The organism is Pseudomonas sp. P97.38, from assembly GCF_001269745.1.
In the GTDB taxonomy this organism is placed as follows: domain Bacteria; phylum Pseudomonadota; class Gammaproteobacteria; order Pseudomonadales; family Pseudomonadaceae; genus Aquipseudomonas; species Aquipseudomonas chlororaphis_E.
This window is the reverse complement of sequence record NZ_LHVJ01000013.1, coordinates 20,950-43,398: the sequence shown is the minus strand read 5'-3', so window position 1 is coordinate 43,398 and position 22,449 is coordinate 20,950. Positions and strand designations below refer to the sequence as shown.

The following is a 22,449-nucleotide window of genomic DNA, read 5'->3' as shown; positions in this document are numbered from 1 at the left end:
ACACCTGTTCAATCCGTCGCTATCGCGAGCAAGCTCCCCCACAGGGTGCCTGCCTGCGATATACTGCCGCGCCTTTTTAGCGTCGCGCCAGCATGCCCGACGAAAGCTTCGAGCCCCAAGCGGCAAGCTGCAAGCTGTGCGTGTTGCTTCAACTTGCCGCTTGAAGCTCCAAGCTTGGAGCTGCCCCATAGAATGTTCCCGTCTTTTAGAGGAGCGCGACTCATGACCGTGATCAAGCAAGACGACCTGATTCAGAGCGTTGCCGACGCCCTGCAATTCATTTCCTACTACCACCCCGTGGACTTCATCCAGGCGATGCACGAGGCCTACCTGCGCGAAGAATCGCCGGCGGCCCGTGACTCCATGGCGCAGATCCTGATCAACTCGCGCATGTGCGCCACCGGCCACCGGCCGATCTGCCAGGACACCGGCATCGTGACCGTGTTCGTGCGCGTGGGCATGGACGTGCGTTGGGATGGCGCGACCATGAGCCTGGACGACATGATCAACGAGGGCGTGCGTCGCGCCTACAACCTGCCGGAAAACGTCCTGCGCGCATCGATCCTCGCCGACCCGGCAGGCGCGCGCAAGAACACCAAGGACAACACGCCTGCGGTCATCCACTACTCCATCGTCCCGGGCAACACCGTGGAAGTGGACGTGGCAGCCAAGGGTGGCGGCTCCGAGAACAAGTCGAAGATGGCCATGCTCAACCCATCCGACTCCATCGTCGACTGGGTACTCAAGACCGTTCCGACCATGGGCGCCGGCTGGTGCCCGCCGGGCATGCTGGGCATCGGCATCGGCGGCACCGCCGAGAAAGCCGCCGTCATGGCCAAGGAAGTGTTGATGGAATCCATCGACATCCACGAGCTGAAGGCGCGCGGCCCGCAGAACCGCATCGAAGAAATGCGCCTGGAGCTGTTCGAGAAGGTCAACCAGCTGGGCATCGGCGCCCAGGGCCTGGGTGGCCTGACCACCGTGCTCGACGTGAAGATCATGGACTACCCGACCCACGCCGCCTCGCTGCCGGTGTGCATGATCCCCAACTGCGCCGCCACCCGTCATGCCCACTTCGTGCTCGACGGCTCGGGCCCGGCGGAGCTGGAAGCGCCACCGCTGGACGCCTACCCGGAAATCGTCTGGGAAGCCGGCCCTTCGGCTCGCCGCGTGAACCTCGATACCCTGACCCCGGAAGAAGTGCAGAGCTGGAAGCCGGGCGAAACCGTACTGCTCAACGGCAAGATGCTCACCGGTCGCGACGCGGCGCACAAGCGCATGGTCGAGATGCTGAACAAGGGTGAAACCTTGCCGGTGGACCTCAAGGGCCGCTTCATCTACTACGTCGGCCCGGTCGACCCGGTGGGTGACGAAGTCGTGGGCCCGGCCGGTCCGACCACTGCCACGCGGATGGACAAGTTCACCCGCCAGATCCTCGAACAGACCGGCCTGCTGGGCATGATCGGCAAGTCCGAGCGCGGTCCGACCGCCATCGAAGCGATCAAGGACAACAAGGCCGTGTACCTGATGGCCGTCGGCGGCGCCGCTTACCTGGTGGCCCAGGCGATCCGCAAATCCAAGGTCCTGGCGTTCGCCGAGCTGGGCATGGAAGCGATCTACGAGTTCGAGGTCAAGGACATGCCGGTAACGGTCGCCGTGGACAGCCAGGGTGAGTCGGTGCACATCACCGGCCCGGCCATCTGGCAAAAGAAAATCAGCGACAGCCTGGCGGTAGAAGTGCAGTAAAACGCCCTTCGACGCGATGAAAAAAGGCCGGTGAGCTCAACGCCCACCGGCCTTTTTCATACCTGTATACCGCTGTTGAACCCTGTGGGAGCGGGCTTGCTCGCGAAGGCGGTGCATCAGTGGACATCGTGGTTAACCGCTACACCGCCTTCGCGAGCAAGCCCACTCCCACAAGGGTTTTTGGTGGTCTGCGAAAACGGTGTGCAAGCCATGCTATGGTGCCCGCCCGACTTTCTATCTGTTCACGCCAGCATGTTGCCAACCACCCGCACCTTGCGTCTGTCGCTGTACACCTTGCTGATCCTTGCCGGCGCGGCAGTCGCCGCCACCCTCGCCATGCGCCACGCCGAGCGTGCCGCCCTGGAAGAGGACGCTCACCGAGCGAGCCAGCAATTGGCGCTGTACGCCAACTCCCTGCACACCCTGATCGAACGCTACCGCGCCCTGCCCGCCGTGCTGGCGCTGGATCCCGAGTTGCGCTCGGCCCTCAAGGGGCCGGTCGAGGGCGCGCAGCAGGACGCCTTGAATCGCAAGCTGGAGCAGATCAACGGTGCCGCCCAATCGTCCACGCTGGAGCTGCTCGACCATAACGGCCTGGCCGTCGCGGCCAGCAACTGGCAACTGCCCAGCAGCTACGTCGGACACAACTACGGGTTCCGGCCCTACTTCATCCAGACCCGCACCCAGGGCACCGGGCGCTTTTATGCGGTGGGCGTCACCAGCGGCATACCGGGCTACTTTCTCTCCAGCGCGGTGACCGGCGACCACGGCGAATTCCTCGGCGCCATGGTGGTGAAACTGGAGTTTCCAGAGCTTGAGCGCGAATGGCGCCAGGGCAGCGACACCTTGCTGGTCAGCGATGCCCGCGGCATCGTGTTCATCGCCAATCGGCCAGGCTGGCGGTATCGACACTTGCAGCCGTTGACCGACAGCGACCGCGCCGAACTCAAGACTACCCGCCAGTACGACAAGCAACCGCTGCAACCGTTGGCCATCGAATCGCTGCGACGCTTTGACGACAACAGCCACTTGGCCCGTGTCGCCGCCCCCAACGGCACTGCCGATTACCTTTGGGAATCCCTGCCGTTGAGCGCCGAAGGCTGGACGCTGCATCTGCTGCGCCATCCGCAGATCGCCTTCGAGGACCTGCGCAACGCCGGGCTTGCCGCCGCCGGATCATGGCTGGCGCTGGTGTTTCTGCTGCTGTTTCTCAACCAGCGCTGGCGCCTGGCCAAACTTCGCCAGCGCAGTCGCGAAGAGCTTGAGCGGCTGGTGGAAGTCCGTACCCGAGACCTGCGCACGGCGCAGGACGGCCTGGTGCAATCGGCCAAGCTGGCGGCCCTGGGGCAGATGTCCGCGGCCTTGGCCCACGAGATCAACCAGCCACTGACCGCCCAGCGCATGCAACTGGCCACCTTGCGCCTGCTGCTGGACCACGGCCGGGTCGACGATGCCTACAAGGCCCTCAAGCCGGTGGACGACATGCTGACCCGCATGGCCGCCCTCACCGGCCACCTGAAGACCTTCGCCCGCAAGAGCCCCAGCGGCCTGCGCGAACGGCTCGACCTGGCGGCGGTGGTGGACCAGGCCCTGCAATTGCTGGACACCCGGCTACGGGACGAACAGGTCAGCACCGTGCTGCACCTGACGCGTCCGGCGTGGGTGCGCGGCGATGCGATCCGCCTCGAACAGGTGCTGATCAACCTCTTGCGCAACGCCCTCGACGCCATGGCCGGGCAGCCCCTCAAGCGCCTGGAAGTGCGCCTGGAGGCCGATGAACAGCTGTGGCGTCTGTGCGTCAGCGACAGCGGCTGCGGGATCGCCGAGGAGCACCTGGCCCAGGTGTTCGACCCGTTCTTCACCACCAAGGCGGTGGGCGACGGCCTGGGCCTGGGGCTGGCGGTGTCGTTTGCGATCATTCATGAGTCGGGTGGGCGCCTGACAGCGGACAACCATGAACACGGCGCGGTATTCTGCGTGACCTTGCCCATCGACCAGGAGGCGCAGTTGCATGCTTGATTCAGTCATGGTCGTGGATGACGAAGGCAGCATCCGCAGTGCCGTCGAGCAATGGTTGAGCCTGTCGGGGTTCCAGGTGCAGTTGTTCAGTCGCGCCGAAGACTGCCTGGCGCAATTGCCGGAGCACTACCCCGGGGTGATCCTCAGCGACGTGCGCATGCCCGGCCTCAGCGGCCTGGAACTGCTGGCCGAAGTGCGCCGCCGCGACCCGGACCTGCCGGTGATCCTGTTGACCGGCCACGGTGACGTGCCGATGGCCGTGGAGGCCATGCGCGACGGCGCCTACGACTTCCTGGAAAAACCCTTCAGCCCCGAAGCCCTGCTCGGCAGCCTGCGCCGGGCCCTGGACAAGCGCACCCTGGTCCTGGAGAACCGTCGCCTGCACGAACAGGCCGACGCCAGGGCCCGCCTCGACGGGACGCTGCTGGGCGTGTCCCGCGCCTTGCAGAACCTGCGCCGCCAGGTGCTGGACCTGGCCGCGTTGCCGGTCAACGTCCTGATCCGTGGCGAAACCGGCAGCGGCAAGGAATTGGTCGCCCGTTGCCTGCACGACTTCGGTCCGAGGGCGAGCAAGCCTTTTGTCGCACTGAATTGCGCGGCCATTCCCGAACCGTTGTTCGAAGCGGAGCTGTTCGGCCATGAAAGCGGCGCGTTCACCGGCGCCCAGGGCAAGCGTATCGGCAAGCTCGAATATGCTCACGGCGGCACGTTGTTCCTCGATGAAATCGAGAGCATGCCCCTGGCCCAGCAGGTCAAGCTGCTGCGGGTGCTGCAGGAACAGAAGCTCGAACGGCTGGGCTCGAACCAGAGCATCCACGTCGACCTGCGGATCATCGCCGCGACCAAGCCCGACCTGTTGGATGAAGCCCGGGCCGGGCGCTTTCGCGAAGACCTTGCCTATCGCCTGAACATCGCCGAGCTGCGCTTGCCGCCGTTGCGGGAACGGCGCGAGGACATCCCGCTGCTGTTCGAACACTTCACCCACAGCGCCGCCGAGCGCTTGGGCCGCACCGCCGCGCCCCTGAGCGGCCCGCAGTTGAATCACCTGCTCAGCCATGCCTGGCCGGGCAACGTGCGTGAACTGGCCAACGTCGCCGAACGCCAGGTACTGGGGCTGGACCAGCCGCACACCCTGGAGAGCGAGCCCGGGCAGTCACTGGCCGCCCAGCAGGAGGCCTTCGAAGCCCAATGCCTGCGCGCCGCCCTGACGCGGCACAAGGGCGACGTGAAAGCGGTGCTCGAAGAGTTGCAACTGCCGCGCCGCACCTTCAATGAAAAGCTGCAGCGCCATGGCTTGAACCGGGAAATGTTTTTGCAGAACAACTGATGGCAGGTCGACTGGGCCGACGCCTTCGCGAGCAAGCTCGCTCCCACATTGAACTGTGCACACAGCTTCCTGTGGGAGCGAGCTTGCTCGCGAGGCGGTTCAACTGGAACAGAACATCCCCGGCACTGGCGTAATGCCGTTCACTTGAGGCTCATCAATTATCGTGGCGAGGGAGCTTGCTCCCGCTGGAGCGCGCAGCGGTCCCAAGCTTTTGGGGCTGCTACGCAGCCCAGCGGGAGCAAGCTCCCTCGCCACGGGGCGGTGGCGTCCTTAAGTAACGGGTACGGTACTAGCGGCGATGCGCCCAACGCTGGCGCAGTCACTCCAGGTCTTCAGGGCGGGTGATCTCCCAACATTGGACTGTGTACACAGCTTCCTGTGAGAGCGAGCTTGCTCGCGAAGCGGTTTAACTGGAACAGAACATCCCCGGCACTGGCGTAATGCCGTTCACTTGAAGCTCATCACTTGTCGTGGCGAAGGAGCTTGCTCCCGCTGGAGCGCGCAGCGGTCCCAAGCTTTTGGGGCTGCTACGCAGCCCAGCGGGAGCAAGCTCCCTCGCCACGGGGCGGTGGAGTCCTTAAGTAACGGGTACGGTACTAGCGGCGATGCGCCCAACGCTGGCGCAGCCACTCCAGGTCTTCAGGGCAGGTGATCTCCCAACATTGGACTGTGTACACAGCTTCCTGTGGGAGCGAGCTTGCTCGCGAAGCGGTTCAACTGGAACAGAACATCCCCGGTACAGGGGTAATACCGTTCACTTGAAGCTCATCAATTATCGTGGCGAGGGAGCTTGCTCCCGCTGGAGCGCGCAGCGGTCCCAAGCTTTTGGGGCTACTACGCAGCCCAGCGGGAGCAAGCTCCCTCGCCACGGGGCGGTGGAGTCCTTAAGTAACGGGTACGGTACTAGCGGCGATGCGCCCAACGCTGGCGCAGCCACTCCAGGTCTTCAGGGCGGGTGATCTTGATGTTGTCGGAACGCCCCTCGATCAAGCGAGGGGCCTGCCCCGCCCACTCCATGGCCGAAGCTTCATCGGTAATGAGCGCATCCGCCACCAGGCTGTCGGCAAGGGCCCGGTGCAGCGCGCCGAGGCGAAACATCTGGGGCGTGTAGGCTTGCCAGATCACGCTGCGATCCACGGTCTCCACTACGCGGCCCTGTTTGTCGACGCGCTTTAAGGTGTCCCGGGCCGGAACCGCCAGCAGGCCCCCGACCGGATCGTTCACCAGCTCGCCGAGCAAGGTGTCCAGATCATCCCGGGACAGGTTGGGCCGCGCCGCATCGTGCACCAGCACCCAGTCATGATCGTCGGCGCCCTGCCCGTGCAGATGCAACAAGGCATTGAGCACGGAGTCCGCACGCTGCTCGCCGCCGTCCACGCGCTGGATGCGCGGATCACTGGCGCAGGCCAGGCTCGGCCAATAGGGATCATCATGGGCAATGCTCACCACCACGCCCTTGACGGTGGGGTGATCGAGGAAACAGCCAAGGCTGTGTTCAAGAATTGTGCGTCCGCCCAGTTGCAGGTACTGCTTGGGTCGGTCCGCGGCCATCCGGGCACCCACGCCCGCGGCAGGAATCACGGCCCAGAAGGCCGGCAAACGAATACTCATTGGGCCAACTGGTAGAGGGTTTCACCCTCCTTGACCATGCCCAATTCATGGCGAGCCCGCTCTTCGACGGTCTCCATACCTTTTTTCAACTCTGTGACTTCGGCGTCCATTACCCGATTACGCTCCAGCAACGCCTCGTTTTCGGCATGCTGGTCGGCAATCTGCTGAGTCAGGTCGGCCACTTGCGCCAGGCTGCCATTACCCACCCAGAGGCGGTACTGCAAGCCGGCCAGCAACAGGAGCAAGACAAGAAACAACCAATTGGGACTGCGCATCGAATATCAGTATCCAGTGAAAAAAGACCGCCATGCCAAACTTTGCAGCGTCTGATAGCACGAAGCCTGGAAAACCCAGGCTTGTGCTTGATAAGGCATCAGATTAGAGGGAAAAGCGCCGCATGGGCGACTTTTCCGACATAACCCGCTGTCTTTTTACCATCTACCGCTTAACCGCGAAACTCGGCGCGACCGTTGTACTTGGCCTTGCCGTTCAACTGCTCTTCGATACGCAGCAGTTGGTTGTACTTGGAAACGCGGTCGGAACGGCACAGCGAACCGGTCTTGATCTGGCCTGCTGCGGTGCCCACGGCCAGGTCGGCAATGGTCGAATCTTCGGTTTCACCGGAACGGTGGGAGATCACGGCGGTGTAGCCGGCGGCCTTGGCCATCTGGATGGCTTCCAGGGTTTCGGTCAGGGTGCCGATCTGGTTGAACTTGATCAGGATCGAGTTGGCGATCTTCTTGTCGATGCCTTCCTTCAGGATCTTGGTGTTGGTCACGAACAGGTCGTCACCCACCAGCTGGGTCTTCTCGCCGATCTTGTCGGTGAGGATCTTCCAGCCCGCCCAATCGGACTCGTCCAGGCCGTCTTCGATGGAGATGATCGGGTAGCGTTCGGTCAGGCCCTTGAGGTAGTCGGCGAAACCTTCTGCGGTGAACACCTGGCCTTCGCCGGACAGGTTGTACTTGCCGTCTTCGAAGAACTCACTGGCGGCGCAGTCCAGGGCCAGGGTCACGTCGGTGCCCAGCGTGTAGCCGGCGTTGGCCACGGCTTCGGAGATCACTTTCAGCGCGTCTTCGTTGGAGGCCAGGTTCGGAGCGAAACCGCCTTCGTCGCCAACGGCGGTGCTCAGGCCACGGGCCTTCAGCACAGCCTTGAGGTGATGGAAAATCTCGGTGCCCATGCGCAGGCCTTCGGAGAAGGACTTGGCGCCCACTGGCTGCACCATGAATTCCTGGATGTCGACGTTGTTGTCGGCATGTTCGCCGCCGTTGATGATGTTCATCATCGGCACCGGCATCGAATAGACGCCCGGCGTACCGTTGAGGTTGGCGATGTGGGCGTACAGTGGCAGGTCCTGGTCCTGGGCGGCGGCCTTGGCGGCAGCCAGGGACACGGCGAGGATCGCGTTGGCGCCCAGGGTAGCCTTGTTTTCGGTACCGTCGAGCTTGATCATCGCCTGATCGAGGGCTTTCTGGTCGGCAGGGTCCTTGCCCAGCAGCAGGTCACGGATCGGACCATTGATGTTGGCGACGGCTTTCAGCACGCCCTTGCCCAGGTAACGGCCCTTGTCGCCATCACGCAGCTCCAGCGCTTCGCGCGAGCCAGTGGAAGCACCGGACGGCGCGCAGGCGCTGCCGATGATGCCGTTGTCGAGAAGCACGTCCGCTTCAACAGTGGGGTTGCCACGGGAGTCGAGAACTTCACGACCTTTGATGTCGACGATTTTTGCCATTGTTGTAAACACTCCAAAGTTGACTAGAACGTTGCAGAAAACTTGCTCACCCTCAGTTGCGATTCAGCCAAAAGAGACCGAATGGGAGCGCTTCGCACTCCAGCGGGAGCAAGCTCCCTCGCCACAAGAGCACGGCTTGTCGGCGATGGGGGCCTCAAGGGCGCCATCGCTGGCAAACCATGCTCCCACAAGAGCAGTGCGGCCCGCAGGCCAGAGCGATAAACGAGCGGTACTTTACCGGAGAAAACCGCCTTACGCGGTTTCTATCGTCGCAAAACCCTTGACCAGCTCGTCCAACGCCTTGAGCTGAGACAGGAAAGGTTCCAGCTTGTTCAAGCGCAGGGCGCAAGGACCGTCGCACTTGGCGTTGTCCGGATCCGGGTGGGCTTCCAGGAACAGGCCGGCCAGGGACTGGCTCATGCCCGCCTTGGCCAGGTCCGTGACCTGGGCACGACGACCACCGGCGGAGTCGGAACGGCCGCCAGGCATCTGCAAGGCGTGCGTCACGTCGAAGAACACCGGGTATTCGAACTGCTTCATGATGCCGAAGCCGAGCATGTCCACCACCAGGTTGTTGTAGCCGAAGCTCGAACCGCGCTCGCAGAGGATCAACTGGTCATTGCCGGCCTCCTCGCACTTGCTCAGGATGTGTTTCATTTCCTGGGGCGCGAGGAACTGGGCCTTCTTGATGTTGATCACCGCACCGGTCTTGGCCATCGCGACCACCAGGTCGGTCTGGCGCGACAGGAAGGCCGGCAGTTGGATGATGTCGCAGACCTCGGCCACGACCGCCGCCTGGGCAGGCTCGTGGACGTCGGTGATGATCGGCACGCCAAAGGCTTGCTTGATGTCCTGGAAGATCCGCATGCCTTCTTCCAGACCTGGGCCACGGTAGGAAGTCACGGACGAACGGTTAGCCTTGTCGAAGCTGGCCTTGAAGACGTAGCGGATCCCCAGTTTCTGGGTGACCTTGACGTACTCCTCGCAGACCTGCATCGCCATGTCACGGCTTTCCAGCACGTTCATGCCGCCGAACAGCACCATGGGCTTGTCGTTGGCAATCTCGATGTCACCGACGCGGATGATCTTCTGGGCCATCGTCTTATGCCTTTTTCTGGTGTTGGGCCAAAGCGGCTTTCACAAAACCGCTGAACAGCGGATGACCGTCCCGTGGCGTCGAGGTGAACTCGGGGTGGAACTGGCAAGCCACGAACCATGGGTGATCCGGCGACTCGACCACCTCGACCAGCGCGCCGTCACCGGAGCGGCCGGAGATCTTCAGGCCAGCCTCGATCAGTTGCGGCAGCAGGTTGTTGTTCACTTCGTAGCGATGGCGGTGACGCTCGACGATCACGTCCTTGGCGTAGCACTCGTGCACCAGGGAACCAGCTTCGAGCAGGCATTCCTGGGCACCGAGGCGCATGGTGCCGCCCAGGTCGGAAGATTCGGTGCGCACTTCAACGGCGCCGGTGGCGTCTTCCCACTCGGTGATCAGGCCCACGACCGGGTGGCCGCTGGCGCGATCGAATTCGGTGGAGTTGGCGTCTTTCCAGCCCAGCACGTTACGGGCGAACTCGATGACCGCCACTTGCATGCCCAGGCAGATCCCCAGGTAAGGCACCTTGTTTTCGCGAGCGTATTGCACGGCGGTGATCTTGCCTTCCACGCCCCGCAGGCCGAAGCCGCCCGGCACGAGGATCGCGTCGGCGCCTTCGAGCAGGCCGGTGCCCTGGTTCTCGATGTCTTCGGAATCGATGTAGCGCAGGTTGACCTTGGTGCGGTTGCTGATACCGGCGTGGCTCATCGCTTCGATCAGCGACTTGTAGGCGTCCAGCAGCTCCATGTACTTGCCGACCATGGCGATGGTGACTTCGTGCTCCGGGTTGAGCTTGGCATCGACCACGGCGTCCCATTCGGACAGGTCGGCACCGGCGCACTGCAGGCCGAAGCGCTCGACGACGAAGTCGTCCAGGCCCTGGGAATGCAGGATGCCGGGGATCTTGTAGATGGTGTCGGCGTCTTCCAGGCCGATCACCGCACGCTCTTCAACGTTGGTGAACTGGGCGATCTTGCGACGCGACGACAGGTCGATCGGGTGATCGGAGCGGCAGATCAGCACGTCCGGTTGCAGGCCGATGGAGCGCAGTTCCTTGACCGAATGCTGGGTTGGCTTGGTCTTGGTTTCGCCGGCGGTGGCGATGTACGGGACCAGGGTCAGGTGCATCAGCATCGCGCGCTTGGCGCCGATTTCGAAACGCAGCTGGCGGATGGCCTCGAGGAACGGCTGGGACTCGATGTCGCCCACGGTGCCGCCGATTTCGACCATCGCCACGTCGGCGTCGCCAGCACCCTTGATGATGCGGCGCTTGATTTCGTCGGTGATGTGCGGGATGACCTGGATGGTCGCGCCCAGGTAGTCACCACGACGTTCCTTGCGCAGCACGTGCTCGTAGACGCGGCCGGTGGTGAAGTTGTTGTTCTGGGTCATGGTCGTGCGGATGAACCGCTCGTAGTGGCCCAGGTCCAGGTCGGTCTCGGCGCCGTCGTGGGTGACGAACACTTCGCCGTGCTGGAACGGGCTCATGGTGCCCGGGTCGACGTTGATGTACGGGTCCAGCTTGAGCATGGTGACCTTAAGCCCCCGCGCCTCCAGGATGGCCGCCAATGAAGCCGAGGCAATGCCTTTCCCCAATGAAGAAACAACACCGCCCGTGACGAATATGTAGCGCGTCATGAAAAACCCTAGAAGTCTGCGTTAAAGCGGTCCGAGCCGCCGGGGAAAGCGAAGGAAGGCCGAAGCCCCCGATCACCTGCATTAATCACAGTGCACCTTTCAAAAAAACCGCCGCGTTGGGACAGACCGGAAGTGAAATCACCGGTACGTTGCTCGCTACACATTTTTTGGAATCGCCCAGCAAAGACTGCTTGGTAATCGGCAACTCCTGCAATTCAGGCGAATCCACAGAAGTTGTATCAAGAAGGGAGCGTAGTCTACCGGAAAGCCCCTTTCAGCTCAAACCCCGATCTTGGCTTCCTGGCTGCCAGACCAATTGCCAACTGCCATCTGCCGCGCGGTCGAGCCCGTCCAGATTAGCCACCGCCAGCAATCGCTGGCCCTGGTACAGCAGCGGCAATCGGCCGCGAGCGAAGGCCGGCACCGCGCGCTCATTGAGCAAACGCTTGAGGTCGCGATGCCCACGACCCGGCAATTGCAGCACCTCGCCCCCTTGACGATAGCGGATCCACAGAGGCCCCGCCGGCCGCTGGCCGTTGAGCGTGACCCGGCCATTGCCCGGCAAGTACAACGCGGCCGCCGGATCCGGCCATTGAACAGCGCCGGCGACCGGGCGCAGCCAGTGGTCGGATAACCACCAGGCTCGCCCGCCACCACGGTGTAACTCACCTCCGGCCAGGCGCCAGATCGGCCGGGCGTCGTGCGCCGCATCGCGCAACGCGTCCCAGCCGGACCAGTGATCGCTGTCGGGCAACAGGGTCAGCGCCGCCAGCCAATGGCTCAGTGCGTTGCGCTGGCGCGCCGCAGACAGGGCCTGCAAGGGCGCCAGCTCAAGCGACGGCACACCCAGCCAGTCGAACGCGTCCGGGCTCGCGGCAGCGGCCAGGTCGAGCCGCGCCAGATCGTCCAGCAAGCCTTGGGCTTCGCCCATGTGCGCGGCGCTGCGAGCCAGACTCATGGACGCCCGAGGCCAGTGCTCGGCCAGCAGCGGAAACACCCGCCGGCGCAAGTAATTGCGCGAATACCGCAGGTCGTCGTTGGAGGGGTCCTCGATCCAGTTCAAGCCCTGCTGCGTCGCGTAGGCCTCCAATGCTGCCCGGGATACCTCGAGCAGCGGGCGCAACAAGTACCCGTGCCCGAGGGGACGCTGCCGGGGCATCGCCGACAAACCGCGCACGCCCGCCCCGCGCAGCAGGCGAAACAGCAGGGTTTCGGCCTGATCATCCTGGTGCTGGGCGGTGAGCAGCACTTCGTCGGCCTGGAGCGTTGCAGCAAAGGCAGCGTAGCGCGCCTCCCGGGCAGCGCGTTCGAGGCTGGCACCCGGGCAAACCTCAACGCTCACCACCTGCAACGGCACGCCCAATGCCTCACACACCCGACGGCAATGTTCCGGCCAGGCATCGGCCGCAGCCTGGAGCCCGTGATGGACATGCAGCGCACGGATCGGGGGCAAGGTGTGATGTTTGGACAGCGAAACGAGCAGGTGCAGCAGCACGGTGGAATCGAGGCCGCCGGAGAAGGCGATGTGCCAGGCGGTAGCGTTGCGCCAGGGGGACAGTTGAGTGAGGAGCCCGGTGGGGAGATCAATCCTGGATTGATTCATAGGAATTGGCCTTCACACAAATCAATGTGGGAGCGAGCTTGCTCGCGATGACGGTGTATCAATCAACTTATCTGTTGAAGGTAAACCGCTATCGCGAGCAAGCTCGCTCCCACAGGGGTATAGCGCTCAGGTCAGAGGCCGTAGCTCATCAGACGATCGTAGCGACGGGCCAGCAATGTGTCGTGGTCGAGCTTCTTCAGCATCGACAATTGCGAGCTCAGTTCGGCACGAATCAGCGCGGCGGCGGCGGCCGGGTCGCGGTGGGCGCCACCCACGGGCTCGTTGATCACCTTGTCCACGATGCCCAGGCCCTTGAGACGCTCGGCGGTGATGCCCATGGCTTCAGCGGCGTCCGGGGCCTTCTCGGCGGTTTTCCACAGGATCGAGGCGCAGCCTTCCGGCGAAATCACCGCGTAGGTGGAATATTGCAGCATGTTCAACTGGTCGCAGACACCAATGGCCAACGCACCACCAGAACCGCCTTCGCCAATGACGGTGGCGATGATCGGGGTCTTCAGGCGTGCCATGACCCGCAGGTTCCAGGCGATCGCTTCGCTCTGGTTGCGCTCCTCGGCGTCGATGCCCGGGTAGGCGCCCGGCGTGTCGATGAAGGTCAGGATCGGCATCTTGAAGCGCTCGGCCATTTCCATCAGGCGGCAAGCCTTGCGGTAGCCTTCAGGACGCGGCATGCCGAAGTTGCGACGCACCTTCTCGCGCACTTCACGGCCCTTCTGATGGCCGATGACCATGACTGGCTGGTCTTCCAGGCGAGCCACACCGCCCACGATCGCGGCGTCGTCGGAGAAGTGACGGTCGCCGTGCAGTTCGTCGAACTCGGTGAAGATGTGCTCGATGTAGTCCAGGGTGTAGGGACGACGCGGATGACGCGCCAGGCGCGCGATCTGCCAGCTGGTCAGCTTGCCGAAGATGTCTTCGGTCAGCGTACGGCTCTTGTCCTGCAGACGAGAGATTTCATCGCCGATATTCAGCGAATTGTCATTACCGACCAAGCGCAACTCTTCGATCTTGGCTTGCAGGTCGGCGATCGGCTGTTCGAAATCTAGAAAATTCGGGTTCATAGGCGTCCGTCTTGGGTCGACGTCCAAGAGAGCTTGGGCCGGCCGGTTGTCTATTCGCGCCTACCTTAAGGGAGAGGCGCGTTCAGGTCGAGATTAAAAATTCGGGTCGAGATCAGGGGCACTCGGGTTTGCGAGGTGGCCCCTGGCCGTCAACGGTATTGGAGGAAGACGTTGTCTTTGCCGAACTGGTCACGCAAGGCTTGAATCAACGCATCCGCCGGGTCGATCCGCCAGCCCTCGCCAAACTGCAACACCGCCTTGGCGTCGGGCCGCATGTACTCCATGGTGATCGGACAGGCGCCGCGATGGCGCTTGAACAATTCGCCCAGCCAGCGCAACTGGTCGCCCTTGAGGTCCTGGGTCTGCAATTTCAGGCGCAGGCTCTCGGCCAGGTTGGTCCGGGCGTCCTCCATGCTCATCACCCGCTTGACCCGCAGCCGCAGGCCACCGGAGAAGTCATCGTTGCTCACCTCGCCTTCGACCACCACCATCGCGTCGGTCTGCAACAGCGACTGCGCTGAGTGGAACGCATCGGCGAACAACGACGCCTCGATGCGCCCGGAGCGGTCGTCGAGGGTAATGAAGCCCATCTTGTCGCCCTTTTTGTTCTTCATCACCCGCAGGGCAATGATCATGCCGGCGACGGTCTGGGTGTCCCGGGCCGGCTTGAGGTCGATGATGCGCTGACGGGCAAAACGGCGGATCTCGCCTTCGTACTCGTCGATCGGGTGCCCGGTGAGGTACAGGCCCAGGGTGTCTTTTTCACCCTTGAGGCGTTCCTTGAGGGTCAGCTCCTTGGCCTTGCGATGGTTGCCGTAGACGTCGGCATCCTCTTCGACGAACAACCCGCCAAACAGGTCGGCGTGGCCGCTGTCGTGGGTACGGGCGGTCTGCTCGGCCGCCTTGATCGCTTCTTCCATGGCCGCCAGCAACACCGCGCGGTTGCGGTCGATGTTGGCCTGGTAGGCCTTGGGTTCATCATGGAAATAGGGGCCGAGACGGTCCAGCGCGCCGCTGCGGATCAAGCCATCGAGGGTGCGCTTGTTGATGCGCTTGAGGTCGACCCGGGCGCAGAAGTCGAACAGGTCCTTGAACGGTCCGTCCTGGCGCGCCTCGGTGATTGCTTCCACCGGCCCCTCGCCCACGCCCTTGATCGCGCCAAGGCCGTAGATGATGCGGCCCTCTTCGTTCACCGTGAACTTGAACTCCGAGGCGTTCACGTCCGGCGCGTCGAGGCGCAGCTTCATGGTCCGCACTTCTTCGATCAAGGTCACGACCTTGTCGGTGTTGTGCATATCCGCCGAGAGCACGGCGGCCATGAACGGCGCCGGGTAATGCGCCTTCAGCCAGGCGGTCTGGTACGACACCAGGCCGTACGCGGCGGAGTGGGATTTGTTGAAGCCGTAACCGGCGAATTTTTCCACCAGGTCGAAGATGTTACCGGCCAGGTCCGCATCAATGCCGTTGTTCGCACAGCCTTCGATGAAGCCGCCGCGCTGCTTGGCCATTTCCTCGGGCTTTTTCTTACCCATCGCCCGACGCAGCATGTCCGCGCCGCCCAGGGTGTAGCCGGCCATCACCTGGGCGATCTGCATCACCTGTTCCTGGTACAGGATGATGCCGTAGGTCGGTGCCAGCACCGGCTTGAGGCCGTCGTACTGGTAGTCCGGGTGCGGGTAGGCCAGTTCGGCGCGACCGTGCTTACGGTTGATGAAGTCGTCCACCATCCCCGATTGCAACGGCCCCGGACGGAACAGGGCCACCAGTGCGATCAAGTCTTCCAGGCAGTCGGGCTTGAGCTTCTTGATCAGCTCCTTCATGCCCCGGGATTCAAGCTGGAACACCGCCGTGGTCTCGGCTTTCTGCAGCAGGCTGTAGGTCGGCTTGTCGTCCAGCGGGATGAACGCGATGTCCAGCGGCTCTTCGCCGAGCTTGGCCCGGTCGCGGTTGATGGTCTTCAGCGCCCAGTCGATGATCGTCAGGGTCCGCAGGCCGAGGAAGTCGAACTTCACCAGGCCCGCTGCCTCGACGTCGTCCTTGTCGAACTGGGTGACCAGGCCGTCGCCCTCTTCATCGCAATAGATCGGCGAGAAGTCGGTCAGCTTGGTCGGGGCGATCACCACGCCACCGGCGTGCTTGCCGACGTTACGCACCACGCCTTCGAGCTTGCGGGCCATCTCCCAGATTTCCGCGGCCTCTTCATCGACCTTGATGAAGTCCCGCAGGATTTCTTCCTGCTCGTAGGCTTTTTCCAGGGTCATGCCGACTTCGAACGGGATCATCTTCGACAGGCGATCCGCCAGGCCGTAGGACTTGCCCTGCACCCGCGCCACGTCCCGCACCACCGCCTTGGCGGCCATGGAACCGAAGGTGATGATCTGGCTCACCGCGTTGCGGCCGTACTTCTCGGCCACGTAGTCGATCACCCGGTCGCGACCGTCCATGCAGAAGTCGACGTCGAAGTCGGGCATGGAGACCCGTTCCGGGTTGAGGAAACGTTCGAAGAGCAGGTCATATTCCAGCGGGTCGAGGTCGGTGATCTTCTGCACGTAGGCCACCAGCGAGCCGGCACCCGACCCCCGGCCCGGACCGACTGGCACACCGTTGTTCTTGGCCCACTGGATGAAGTCCATCACGATCAGGAAGTAACCGGGGAAGCCCATCTGGATGATGATATCCAGCTCGAAATTCAGCCGGTCGACGTAGACCTGGCGCTTGGCTTCGTAATCTTCGGTGGTGTCCTTGGGCAACAGGACGCTGAGGCGCTCTTCCAGGCCATCAAACGACACTTTGCGGAAATATTCGTCGATGGTCATGCCATCGGGGATCGGGAAGTTGGGCAGGAAGTGCTTGCCCAGCTTGACCTCGATGTTGCAACGCTTGGCGATCTCGACGGTGTTTTCCAGCGCCTCGGGCAGGTCGCTGAACAACTCGGCCATTTCCTCGGCGCTCTTGAGGTATTGCTGGTCGCTGTAGTTCTTCGAGCGGCGCGGGTCGTCAAGGGCACGGCCTTCGCCGATGCAGACGCGGGTTTCGTGGGCTTCGAAATCTTCCGGCTTGATAAAACGCACGTCGTTGGTGGCCACCAGCGGCGCGCCGAGCTTGTCGGCCAGGGCCACGGCGGCGTGCAGGTGCTCTTCGTCATTGGGCCGATTGGTACGCTGCACCTCGATGTAGAAGCGGTCGGGAAACACCGCCATCCAGTCCCGGGCCAATGCCTCGGCTTCCTCGGGGTTGCCGCTGAGCAGGGCCAGGCCGATCTCACCCTCCTTGGCCGCCGACAGCATGATCAGGCCTTCGCTGGCCTCGGCCACCCACTCGCGTTCGATGATGATCGAACCGTTGCGCTGGCCATCGATGAAGCCCCGGGAAATCAGCTCGGTGAGGTTGCGATACCCCACCGCATTCATGACCAGCAGGCTGATGCGGCTCAACGGCGCATCCGGGTCCTTGTTCGACAACCACAGGTCGGCACCGCAGATCGGCTTGATCCCGGCGCCCATGGAGGCCTTGTAGAACTTGACCAGCGAACACATGTTGTTCTGGTCGGTGACCGCCACGGCAGGCATGTTCATGCCCACCAGGGTCTTGACCAGTGGCTTGATCCGCACCAGACCGTCGACCAGGGAATATTCAGTGTGCAGGCGTAGATGAACGAATGAAGCCGGCATAGTGATCCTGCGTTAAGTCATGAAAACAACAAGGCCCGGATTGTACCGGGCCTGGGGTAAAACATCAGCCTGCAACCCATACCGCTCTTTGAAGCGATTGAATCCGTGGCGAGGGAGCTTGCTCCCGCTGGGCTGCGCAGCAGCCCCCTTCCTATGGGCGCTTCGCCCGAGACGTCGGACCGCCCAAGCGGGAGCAAGCTCCCTCGCCACAATGAGTCAGGCGAATCTCTCGCTTTCGATCACGCCTTCACGCGCCTCATAGGCCAGCCGCACCGGAGCGAACGAACGCCGGTGGATCGGCGTTGGCCCGAGGCGTGCCAAGGCTTCCAGGTGCACGGGGGTCGGGTAACCCTTGTGGCCGCCGATGCCGTAGCCCGGATAAATCAGTTCGAAGGCGCTCATTTCCCGGTCGCGGCTGACCTTGGCCAGAATCGATGCCGCCGCGATGGCTGGCACCTTCGCGTCGCCCTGGACCACCGCCTCGGCGCGCATCGACAGTTTCGGGCAGCGATTGCCGTCGATCATCGCCAGTTTCGGCGTGATGTGCAGGCCCTGCACCGCGCGCTGCATGGCCAACATGGTGGCGTGGAGGATGTTCAGCTCATCGATCTCTTCGACCTCGGCCCGGGCAATGCACCAGCTCAGGGCTTTCTCGCAAATCTCGTCGTAGAGCTTTTCGCGACGGGCCTCGGTGAGCTTCTTGGAATCGTTGAGGCCCAGGATCGGCCGGTTCGGATCGAGAATGACCGCGGCCGTTACCACGGCGCCGCACAACGGGCCACGGCCCACCTCGTCGACACCGGCGACCAATTCTTCCACTTCGGCGACCAGATTGAAGTCCAGGCCCATCTGCAGTTTCGAGTGGCTCATGATTGTGCGCCGATCAGGGTCAGCACCGCGTCAGCCGCCTGATTGGAGGCGTCGCGGCGCAGGGTCCGGTGGATTTCGTCGAAGCCGCGGGTCTGCTCCTCGCCGCCGTCGATCAACGGCGCAAGTGTGTTGGCCAGGGCGTCGGCCGTGGCCTCGTCCTGCAGCAACTCCGGCACCAGCAGGCGCTGGGCCAACAGGTTCGGCAGGGACACGTAAGGGCTCTTGACCATGCGCTTGAGGATCCAGAACGTCAGCGGCGCCAGGCGATAGGCAACCACCATCGGGCGTTTGTACAGCAACGCCTCAAGGGTAGCAGTGCCGGAGGCAATCAACACGGCGTCACAGGCAGCCAGCGCGTCATGGGAGCGACCGTCGAGCAGCGTGACCGGCAGATCGCGCCCCGCCAGCAACGCTTCAAGCTGCTCCCGGCGCTGCGGGCTGGCGCACGGCAGGACAAAACGCACGTCGGGGCGCATCGCCCGGAGGCGTTCGGCGGCGTCGAAAAACAAGCCACCCAGGCGACTCACTTCACCGCCACGGCTGCCGGGCATCAATGCCACCAGCGGCCCATCGACCAGGCCCAGCGCCTGGCGAGCCGCCTGGCGATCGGCCTGCAGGGGAATGGTGTCGGCCAGGGTATGCCCGACAAACCGCACCGGCACGCCCTTCTCTTCGTAGAAGCGGGCTTCGAACGGCAGCAGCGTCAGCATCAGGTCGCAGCCTTCGCGAATCTTGAGCACCCGCTTCTGCCGCCAGGCCCAAACCGACGGGCTGACGTAATGCACGGTCTTGATCCCGGCCTGACGCAACTTGAGCTCGATGTTGAGGGTGAAATCCGGGGCGTCGATGCCGATGAACACATCCGGCTTTTCGTCGATCAGGGTCTCGATCAGCTTCTTGCGCCGGGCCAGCAACTCTCGAAGGCGCCCGAGCACCTCCACCAGCCCCATCACCGACAGGCGTTCCATCGGAAAATAGGAAACCAGCCCTTCGGCCTGCATCAACGGGCCGCCAACCCCCATGAACTCCACCGCGGGATGCTGCGCCTTGAGCGCACGCATCAGACCGGCGCCTAGAATGTCGCCGGAAGCCTCTCCGGCCACCAGCGCAATACGCAGATTAGCCATGGTTAACGGGTGATGCCGCGAGTCGAAGACTGGATGGAATCGCGGAACGTCGCGACTTCCGGGTACTGCGCCGAGGCCTCGGCCAGTTCGGCGAGTGCCTGCTCGACGGTCAGGCCCTGGCGATACACGACCTTGTAGGCGCGCCGCAACGCGGTGATCGCCTCTTCGCTGAAGCCCCGACGGCGCATGCCCTCGAAGTTCATGCTGCGGGCTTCGGCCGGGTTGCCGAACACCGTGACATAGGCGGGAACGTCCTTGCCGATGGCCGTGCCCATGCCGGAGAAGCTGTGGGCGCCGATGTGGCAGTACTGGTGCACCAGGGTAAAACCGGAGAGGATCGCCCAGTCATCCACGTGCACATGACCGGCCAACGCGGTGTTGTTGACCAGGATGCAATGGTTGCCGATCACGCTGTCATGGCCGATGTGGGCGTAGGCCATGATCAGGTTGTGATCGCCCAAGGTCGTTTCGGAGCGATCCTGGATGGTACCGCGGTGAATGGTCACGCCTTCACGGATCACGTTGTGATCGCCGATGACCAGGCGGGTTTCTTCACCTTTGTACTTGAGATCGGGCGTGTCCTCGCCTACCGAGGAAAACTGGTAGATGCGATTGTGACGGCCGATCCGGGTCGGCCCCTTGAGAATTACGTGGGGGCCGATCACCGTACCCTCGCCGATTTCCACACCTGCGCCGATGATCGACCACGGGCCGACCTCGACATCGGCGGCCAGGACGGCCGTCGGATCGATGATTGCGCGAGGGTCAATCAAACTCATAGCTTGCGTTCCGCACAGATGATTTCAGCGGAGCAGACTGGCTTGCCGTCGACCGAAGCCTGGCATTCGAACTTCCAGATCTGGCGCTTGCAACTGATGAACTTGGCTTCGAGGATCAATTGATCGCCCGGAGTGACCGGCTGGCGGAAACGCAGCTTGTCGGAGCCCACGAAGTAGTAGAGCGTGCCGTCGGCAGGCTTTACGTCGAGCATTTTGAAACCAAGGATCCCGGCAGCCTGGGCCATCGCCTCGATGATCAGCACGCCCGGCATGATTGGGTGCGCGGGGAAGTGACCATTGAAGAACGGCTCGTTGATGCTGACATTCTTGTAGGCGCGAATGCGCTTGCCTTCAACATCCAGGTCCACCACCCGGTCCACCAGCAGGAACGGGTAACGGTGAGGCAGGTATTCGCGAATCTCGTTGATGTCCATCATTTCGGGAGGAAGCCTATGTAAAGATTGGGAGCGCACGGGCAACGCGCACTCCGCTAGCAAATCAAGGAGCCCTAACGGCTGTGCACACTTGATATGGAAATGGTATCAGCCATCTGATGAAGCATTACCGTCAGGGGTCACGTCCCCTACACGCTTTTCCACCTGGCGCAGACGTCGCGCGATGTCATCGAGCTGACGGATACGGGCCGCGCTCTTGCGCCATTCGGCCGCCGGTTGCATCGCCGTACCGGAAGAATAGGCGCCCGGCTCGGTAATCGAGTGGGTCACCATGGTCATCCCGGTCAGGAATACGTTGTCACAGATATCGATATGGCCCACCAGGCCGACACCGCCGGCGAGCATGCAATGCTTGCCGATCTTGGTGCTGCCGGAGATGCCCACGCAGGCGGCCATGGCGGTGTGGTCACCGACCTGGACGTTGTGGGCGATCTGGATCTGGTTGTCGAGCTTGACGCCATTGCCGATGACCGTATCGGCCAGGGCACCCCGGTCGATCGCGGTGTTGACGCCGATCTCGACATCATCGCCGAGGGTGACGCCACCGATCTGGGCGATCTTTTGCCAGACGCCCTTCTCGTTGGCGAAACCGAAGCCTTCACCGCCCAGCACCGCGCCGGACTGAATCACCACCCGCTTGCCGATGCGCACGTCGTGGTACAGGGTCACGCGCGGAGCCAGCCAGCCACCTTCACCGACCTCGCTGCGCGCACCAATGACGCAATGGGCGCCCAGGGTGACACCGGCACCAATGCGGGCGCCGCTTTCGATCACCACGAAGGGACCGACGCTGGCCGTGGGATCCACCACCGCATCCGCCGCGATCACCGCACTGGGATGAATACCCGCAGCCGCCTTGGGCTTGGGATCGAACAGGTGGGAAATGCGCGCATAGGCCAGGTACGGGTCGGGCACGATCAAGGCGTCGCCGGCAAACCCTTCGGCATCGGCGGCCTTGAGCAACAACGCGGCAGCCCGACTGTCAGCCAGGTACTTGCGGTATTGGGGGTTTGCCAGAAAGCTCAACTGAGCTGGGCCAGCCTCTTGCAAAGTGGCTAGCCCAGTGATTGCCCTCTCCGGGTCGCCACGCAGGGTGGCGCCGAGGAACTCGGCCAACTGGCCGAGCTTGATAGTCGCTGTCATGGATTACTTCAGCTGATTCATGCGCTCGATCACCTGGCGCGTGATGTCGTACTGAGGCTTGACATCGATCACGGCGCCACGCTCGAACACCAGGTCAAAACCACCTTTCTTGATGACTTCTTCCACGGCGCTGTCGAGCTTGGGCTTGAGCTGCTTGAGCATTTCACGGTCGGCAACGGCTTTCGCTTCGTTCAGTTCCTTGGACTGGAACTGGAAGTCACGGGCCTTCTGCTTGAATTCCAGCTCCAGGCGTTCACGCTCGCCCTGGGCCATTTTGTCGCCACCGGCGACCAGACGATCCTGGATACCCTTGGCGCTGCTTTCCAGGCCCTTGAGCTTGGTCAGTTGCGGGCCGAACTTCTTCTCGGCATCCACGGCGTATTTCTTGGCCGCGTCGGATTCCAGCAGGGCCATCTGATAGTTCAGCACGGCAATCTTCATGTCGGCGAACGCCGGGCCTGCGACCAGTACGGTCGCCAGGAGAACCAATTGAGTCAACTTACGCACGATGCACTCCTACAAAATCCATTGTCGTTGTCATGGGACAGAC

At 63.0% G+C, this 22,449-nt stretch carries 17 protein-coding genes; 3 read left to right on the top strand and 14 right to left on the bottom strand.

Annotation, left to right across the window (positions count from 1 at the left end):
• Positions 1–222: 222 nt before the first annotated feature.
• The 3 genes from AD664_RS08040 (at position 223) to AD664_RS08030 (ending at position 5,092) form a co-directional block, all read left to right on the top strand.
• Complete coding sequence (locus tag AD664_RS08040; protein WP_042728626.1) at positions 223–1,746, top strand: fumarate hydratase; 1,524 nt, start codon at positions 223–225, stop codon at positions 1,744–1,746.
• Positions 1,747–1,998: 252 nt separating this feature from the next.
• Positions 1,999–3,765, top strand: a complete 1,767-nt coding sequence (locus tag AD664_RS08035) for an ATP-binding protein (RefSeq protein WP_042728625.1) — start codon at positions 1,999–2,001, stop codon at positions 3,763–3,765.
• Complete coding sequence (locus AD664_RS08030; RefSeq protein WP_053145773.1) at positions 3,758–5,092, top strand: sigma-54 dependent transcriptional regulator; 1,335 nt, start codon at positions 3,758–3,760, stop codon at positions 5,090–5,092. Before AD664_RS08035 ends, AD664_RS08030 begins: the two co-directional genes overlap by 8 nt.
• 903 nt (positions 5,093–5,995) lie before the next feature.
• Here the strand turns inward: AD664_RS08030 and ispD are convergent.
• The 14 genes from ispD to AD664_RS07960 all read right to left on the bottom strand — a co-directional run bounded on the left by ispD (position 5,996) and on the right by AD664_RS07960 (position 22,406).
• Positions 5,996–6,703 carry a 2-C-methyl-D-erythritol 4-phosphate cytidylyltransferase gene (gene ispD / locus AD664_RS08025; protein ID WP_053145771.1) on the bottom strand — a complete coding sequence of 236 codons (708 nt, stop codon included), beginning with the start codon at positions 6,701–6,703 and terminating at the stop codon, positions 5,996–5,998.
• Positions 6,700–6,978, bottom strand: a complete 279-nt coding sequence (ftsB, locus tag AD664_RS08020; protein WP_003184873.1) for a cell division protein FtsB — start codon at positions 6,976–6,978, stop codon at positions 6,700–6,702. Before ftsB ends, ispD begins: the two co-directional genes overlap by 4 nt.
• Before the next feature lie 170 nt (positions 6,979–7,148).
• Positions 7,149–8,438 (bottom strand): phosphopyruvate hydratase, encoded by a 1,290-nt coding sequence (gene eno, locus AD664_RS08015; RefSeq protein WP_042728622.1) that lies wholly within the window; start codon positions 8,436–8,438, stop codon positions 7,149–7,151.
• Positions 8,439–8,690: 252 nt separating this feature from the next.
• A complete protein-coding gene (kdsA, locus tag AD664_RS08010) occupies positions 8,691–9,536 on the bottom strand; it encodes a 3-deoxy-8-phosphooctulonate synthase (protein ID WP_053145769.1) in 846 nt (281 codons plus the stop codon).
• A gap of 4 nt (positions 9,537–9,540) precedes the next feature.
• Entirely contained in the window at positions 9,541–11,172 is a 1,632-nt protein-coding gene (locus AD664_RS08005) for a CTP synthase (protein WP_042728620.1), read from the bottom strand.
• Positions 11,173–11,446: 274 nt separating this feature from the next.
• Positions 11,447–12,775 (bottom strand): tRNA lysidine(34) synthetase TilS, encoded by a 1,329-nt coding sequence (tilS, locus tag AD664_RS08000; protein WP_053145767.1) that lies wholly within the window; start codon positions 12,773–12,775, stop codon positions 11,447–11,449.
• A 131-nt stretch (positions 12,776–12,906) separates the two neighbouring features.
• Positions 12,907–13,854: an acetyl-CoA carboxylase carboxyltransferase subunit alpha gene (locus AD664_RS07995; protein ID WP_053145765.1), complete on the bottom strand. Its 948-nt coding sequence runs from the start codon at positions 13,852–13,854 to the stop codon at positions 12,907–12,909.
• 149 nt (positions 13,855–14,003) lie between these two features.
• Positions 14,004–17,525, bottom strand: coding sequence for a DNA polymerase III subunit alpha (dnaE, locus tag AD664_RS07990; RefSeq protein ID WP_053145763.1), 3,522 nt, complete (start codon positions 17,523–17,525; stop codon positions 14,004–14,006).
• A 216-nt stretch (positions 17,526–17,741) separates the two neighbouring features.
• A complete protein-coding gene (gene rnhB, locus AD664_RS07985; RefSeq protein WP_172679706.1) occupies positions 17,742–18,380 on the bottom strand; it encodes a ribonuclease HII in 639 nt (212 codons plus the stop codon).
• Positions 18,381–18,391: 11 nt separating this feature from the next.
• The gene (gene lpxB, locus AD664_RS07980; protein WP_042728615.1) at positions 18,392–19,522 is read right to left on the bottom strand and encodes a lipid-A-disaccharide synthase; all 1,131 of its coding nucleotides are present in this window, start codon (positions 19,520–19,522) and stop codon (positions 18,392–18,394) included.
• 2 nt (positions 19,523–19,524) lie between these two features.
• Positions 19,525–20,301 (bottom strand): acyl-ACP--UDP-N-acetylglucosamine O-acyltransferase, encoded by a 777-nt coding sequence (gene lpxA, locus AD664_RS07975; protein WP_042728614.1) that lies wholly within the window; start codon positions 20,299–20,301, stop codon positions 19,525–19,527.
• Positions 20,298–20,738: a 3-hydroxyacyl-ACP dehydratase FabZ gene (gene fabZ / locus AD664_RS07970; RefSeq protein WP_003184897.1), complete on the bottom strand. Its 441-nt coding sequence runs from the start codon at positions 20,736–20,738 to the stop codon at positions 20,298–20,300. The genes lpxA and fabZ overlap by 4 nt, the downstream gene beginning before the upstream one ends.
• Before the next feature lie 105 nt (positions 20,739–20,843).
• Complete coding sequence (gene lpxD / locus AD664_RS07965) at positions 20,844–21,899, bottom strand: UDP-3-O-(3-hydroxymyristoyl)glucosamine N-acyltransferase (RefSeq protein ID WP_042728613.1); 1,056 nt, start codon at positions 21,897–21,899, stop codon at positions 20,844–20,846.
• A gap of 3 nt (positions 21,900–21,902) precedes the next feature.
• Complete coding sequence (locus tag AD664_RS07960) at positions 21,903–22,406, bottom strand: OmpH family outer membrane protein (protein WP_003184901.1); 504 nt, start codon at positions 22,404–22,406, stop codon at positions 21,903–21,905.
• Positions 22,407–22,449 lie beyond the last annotated feature (43 nt).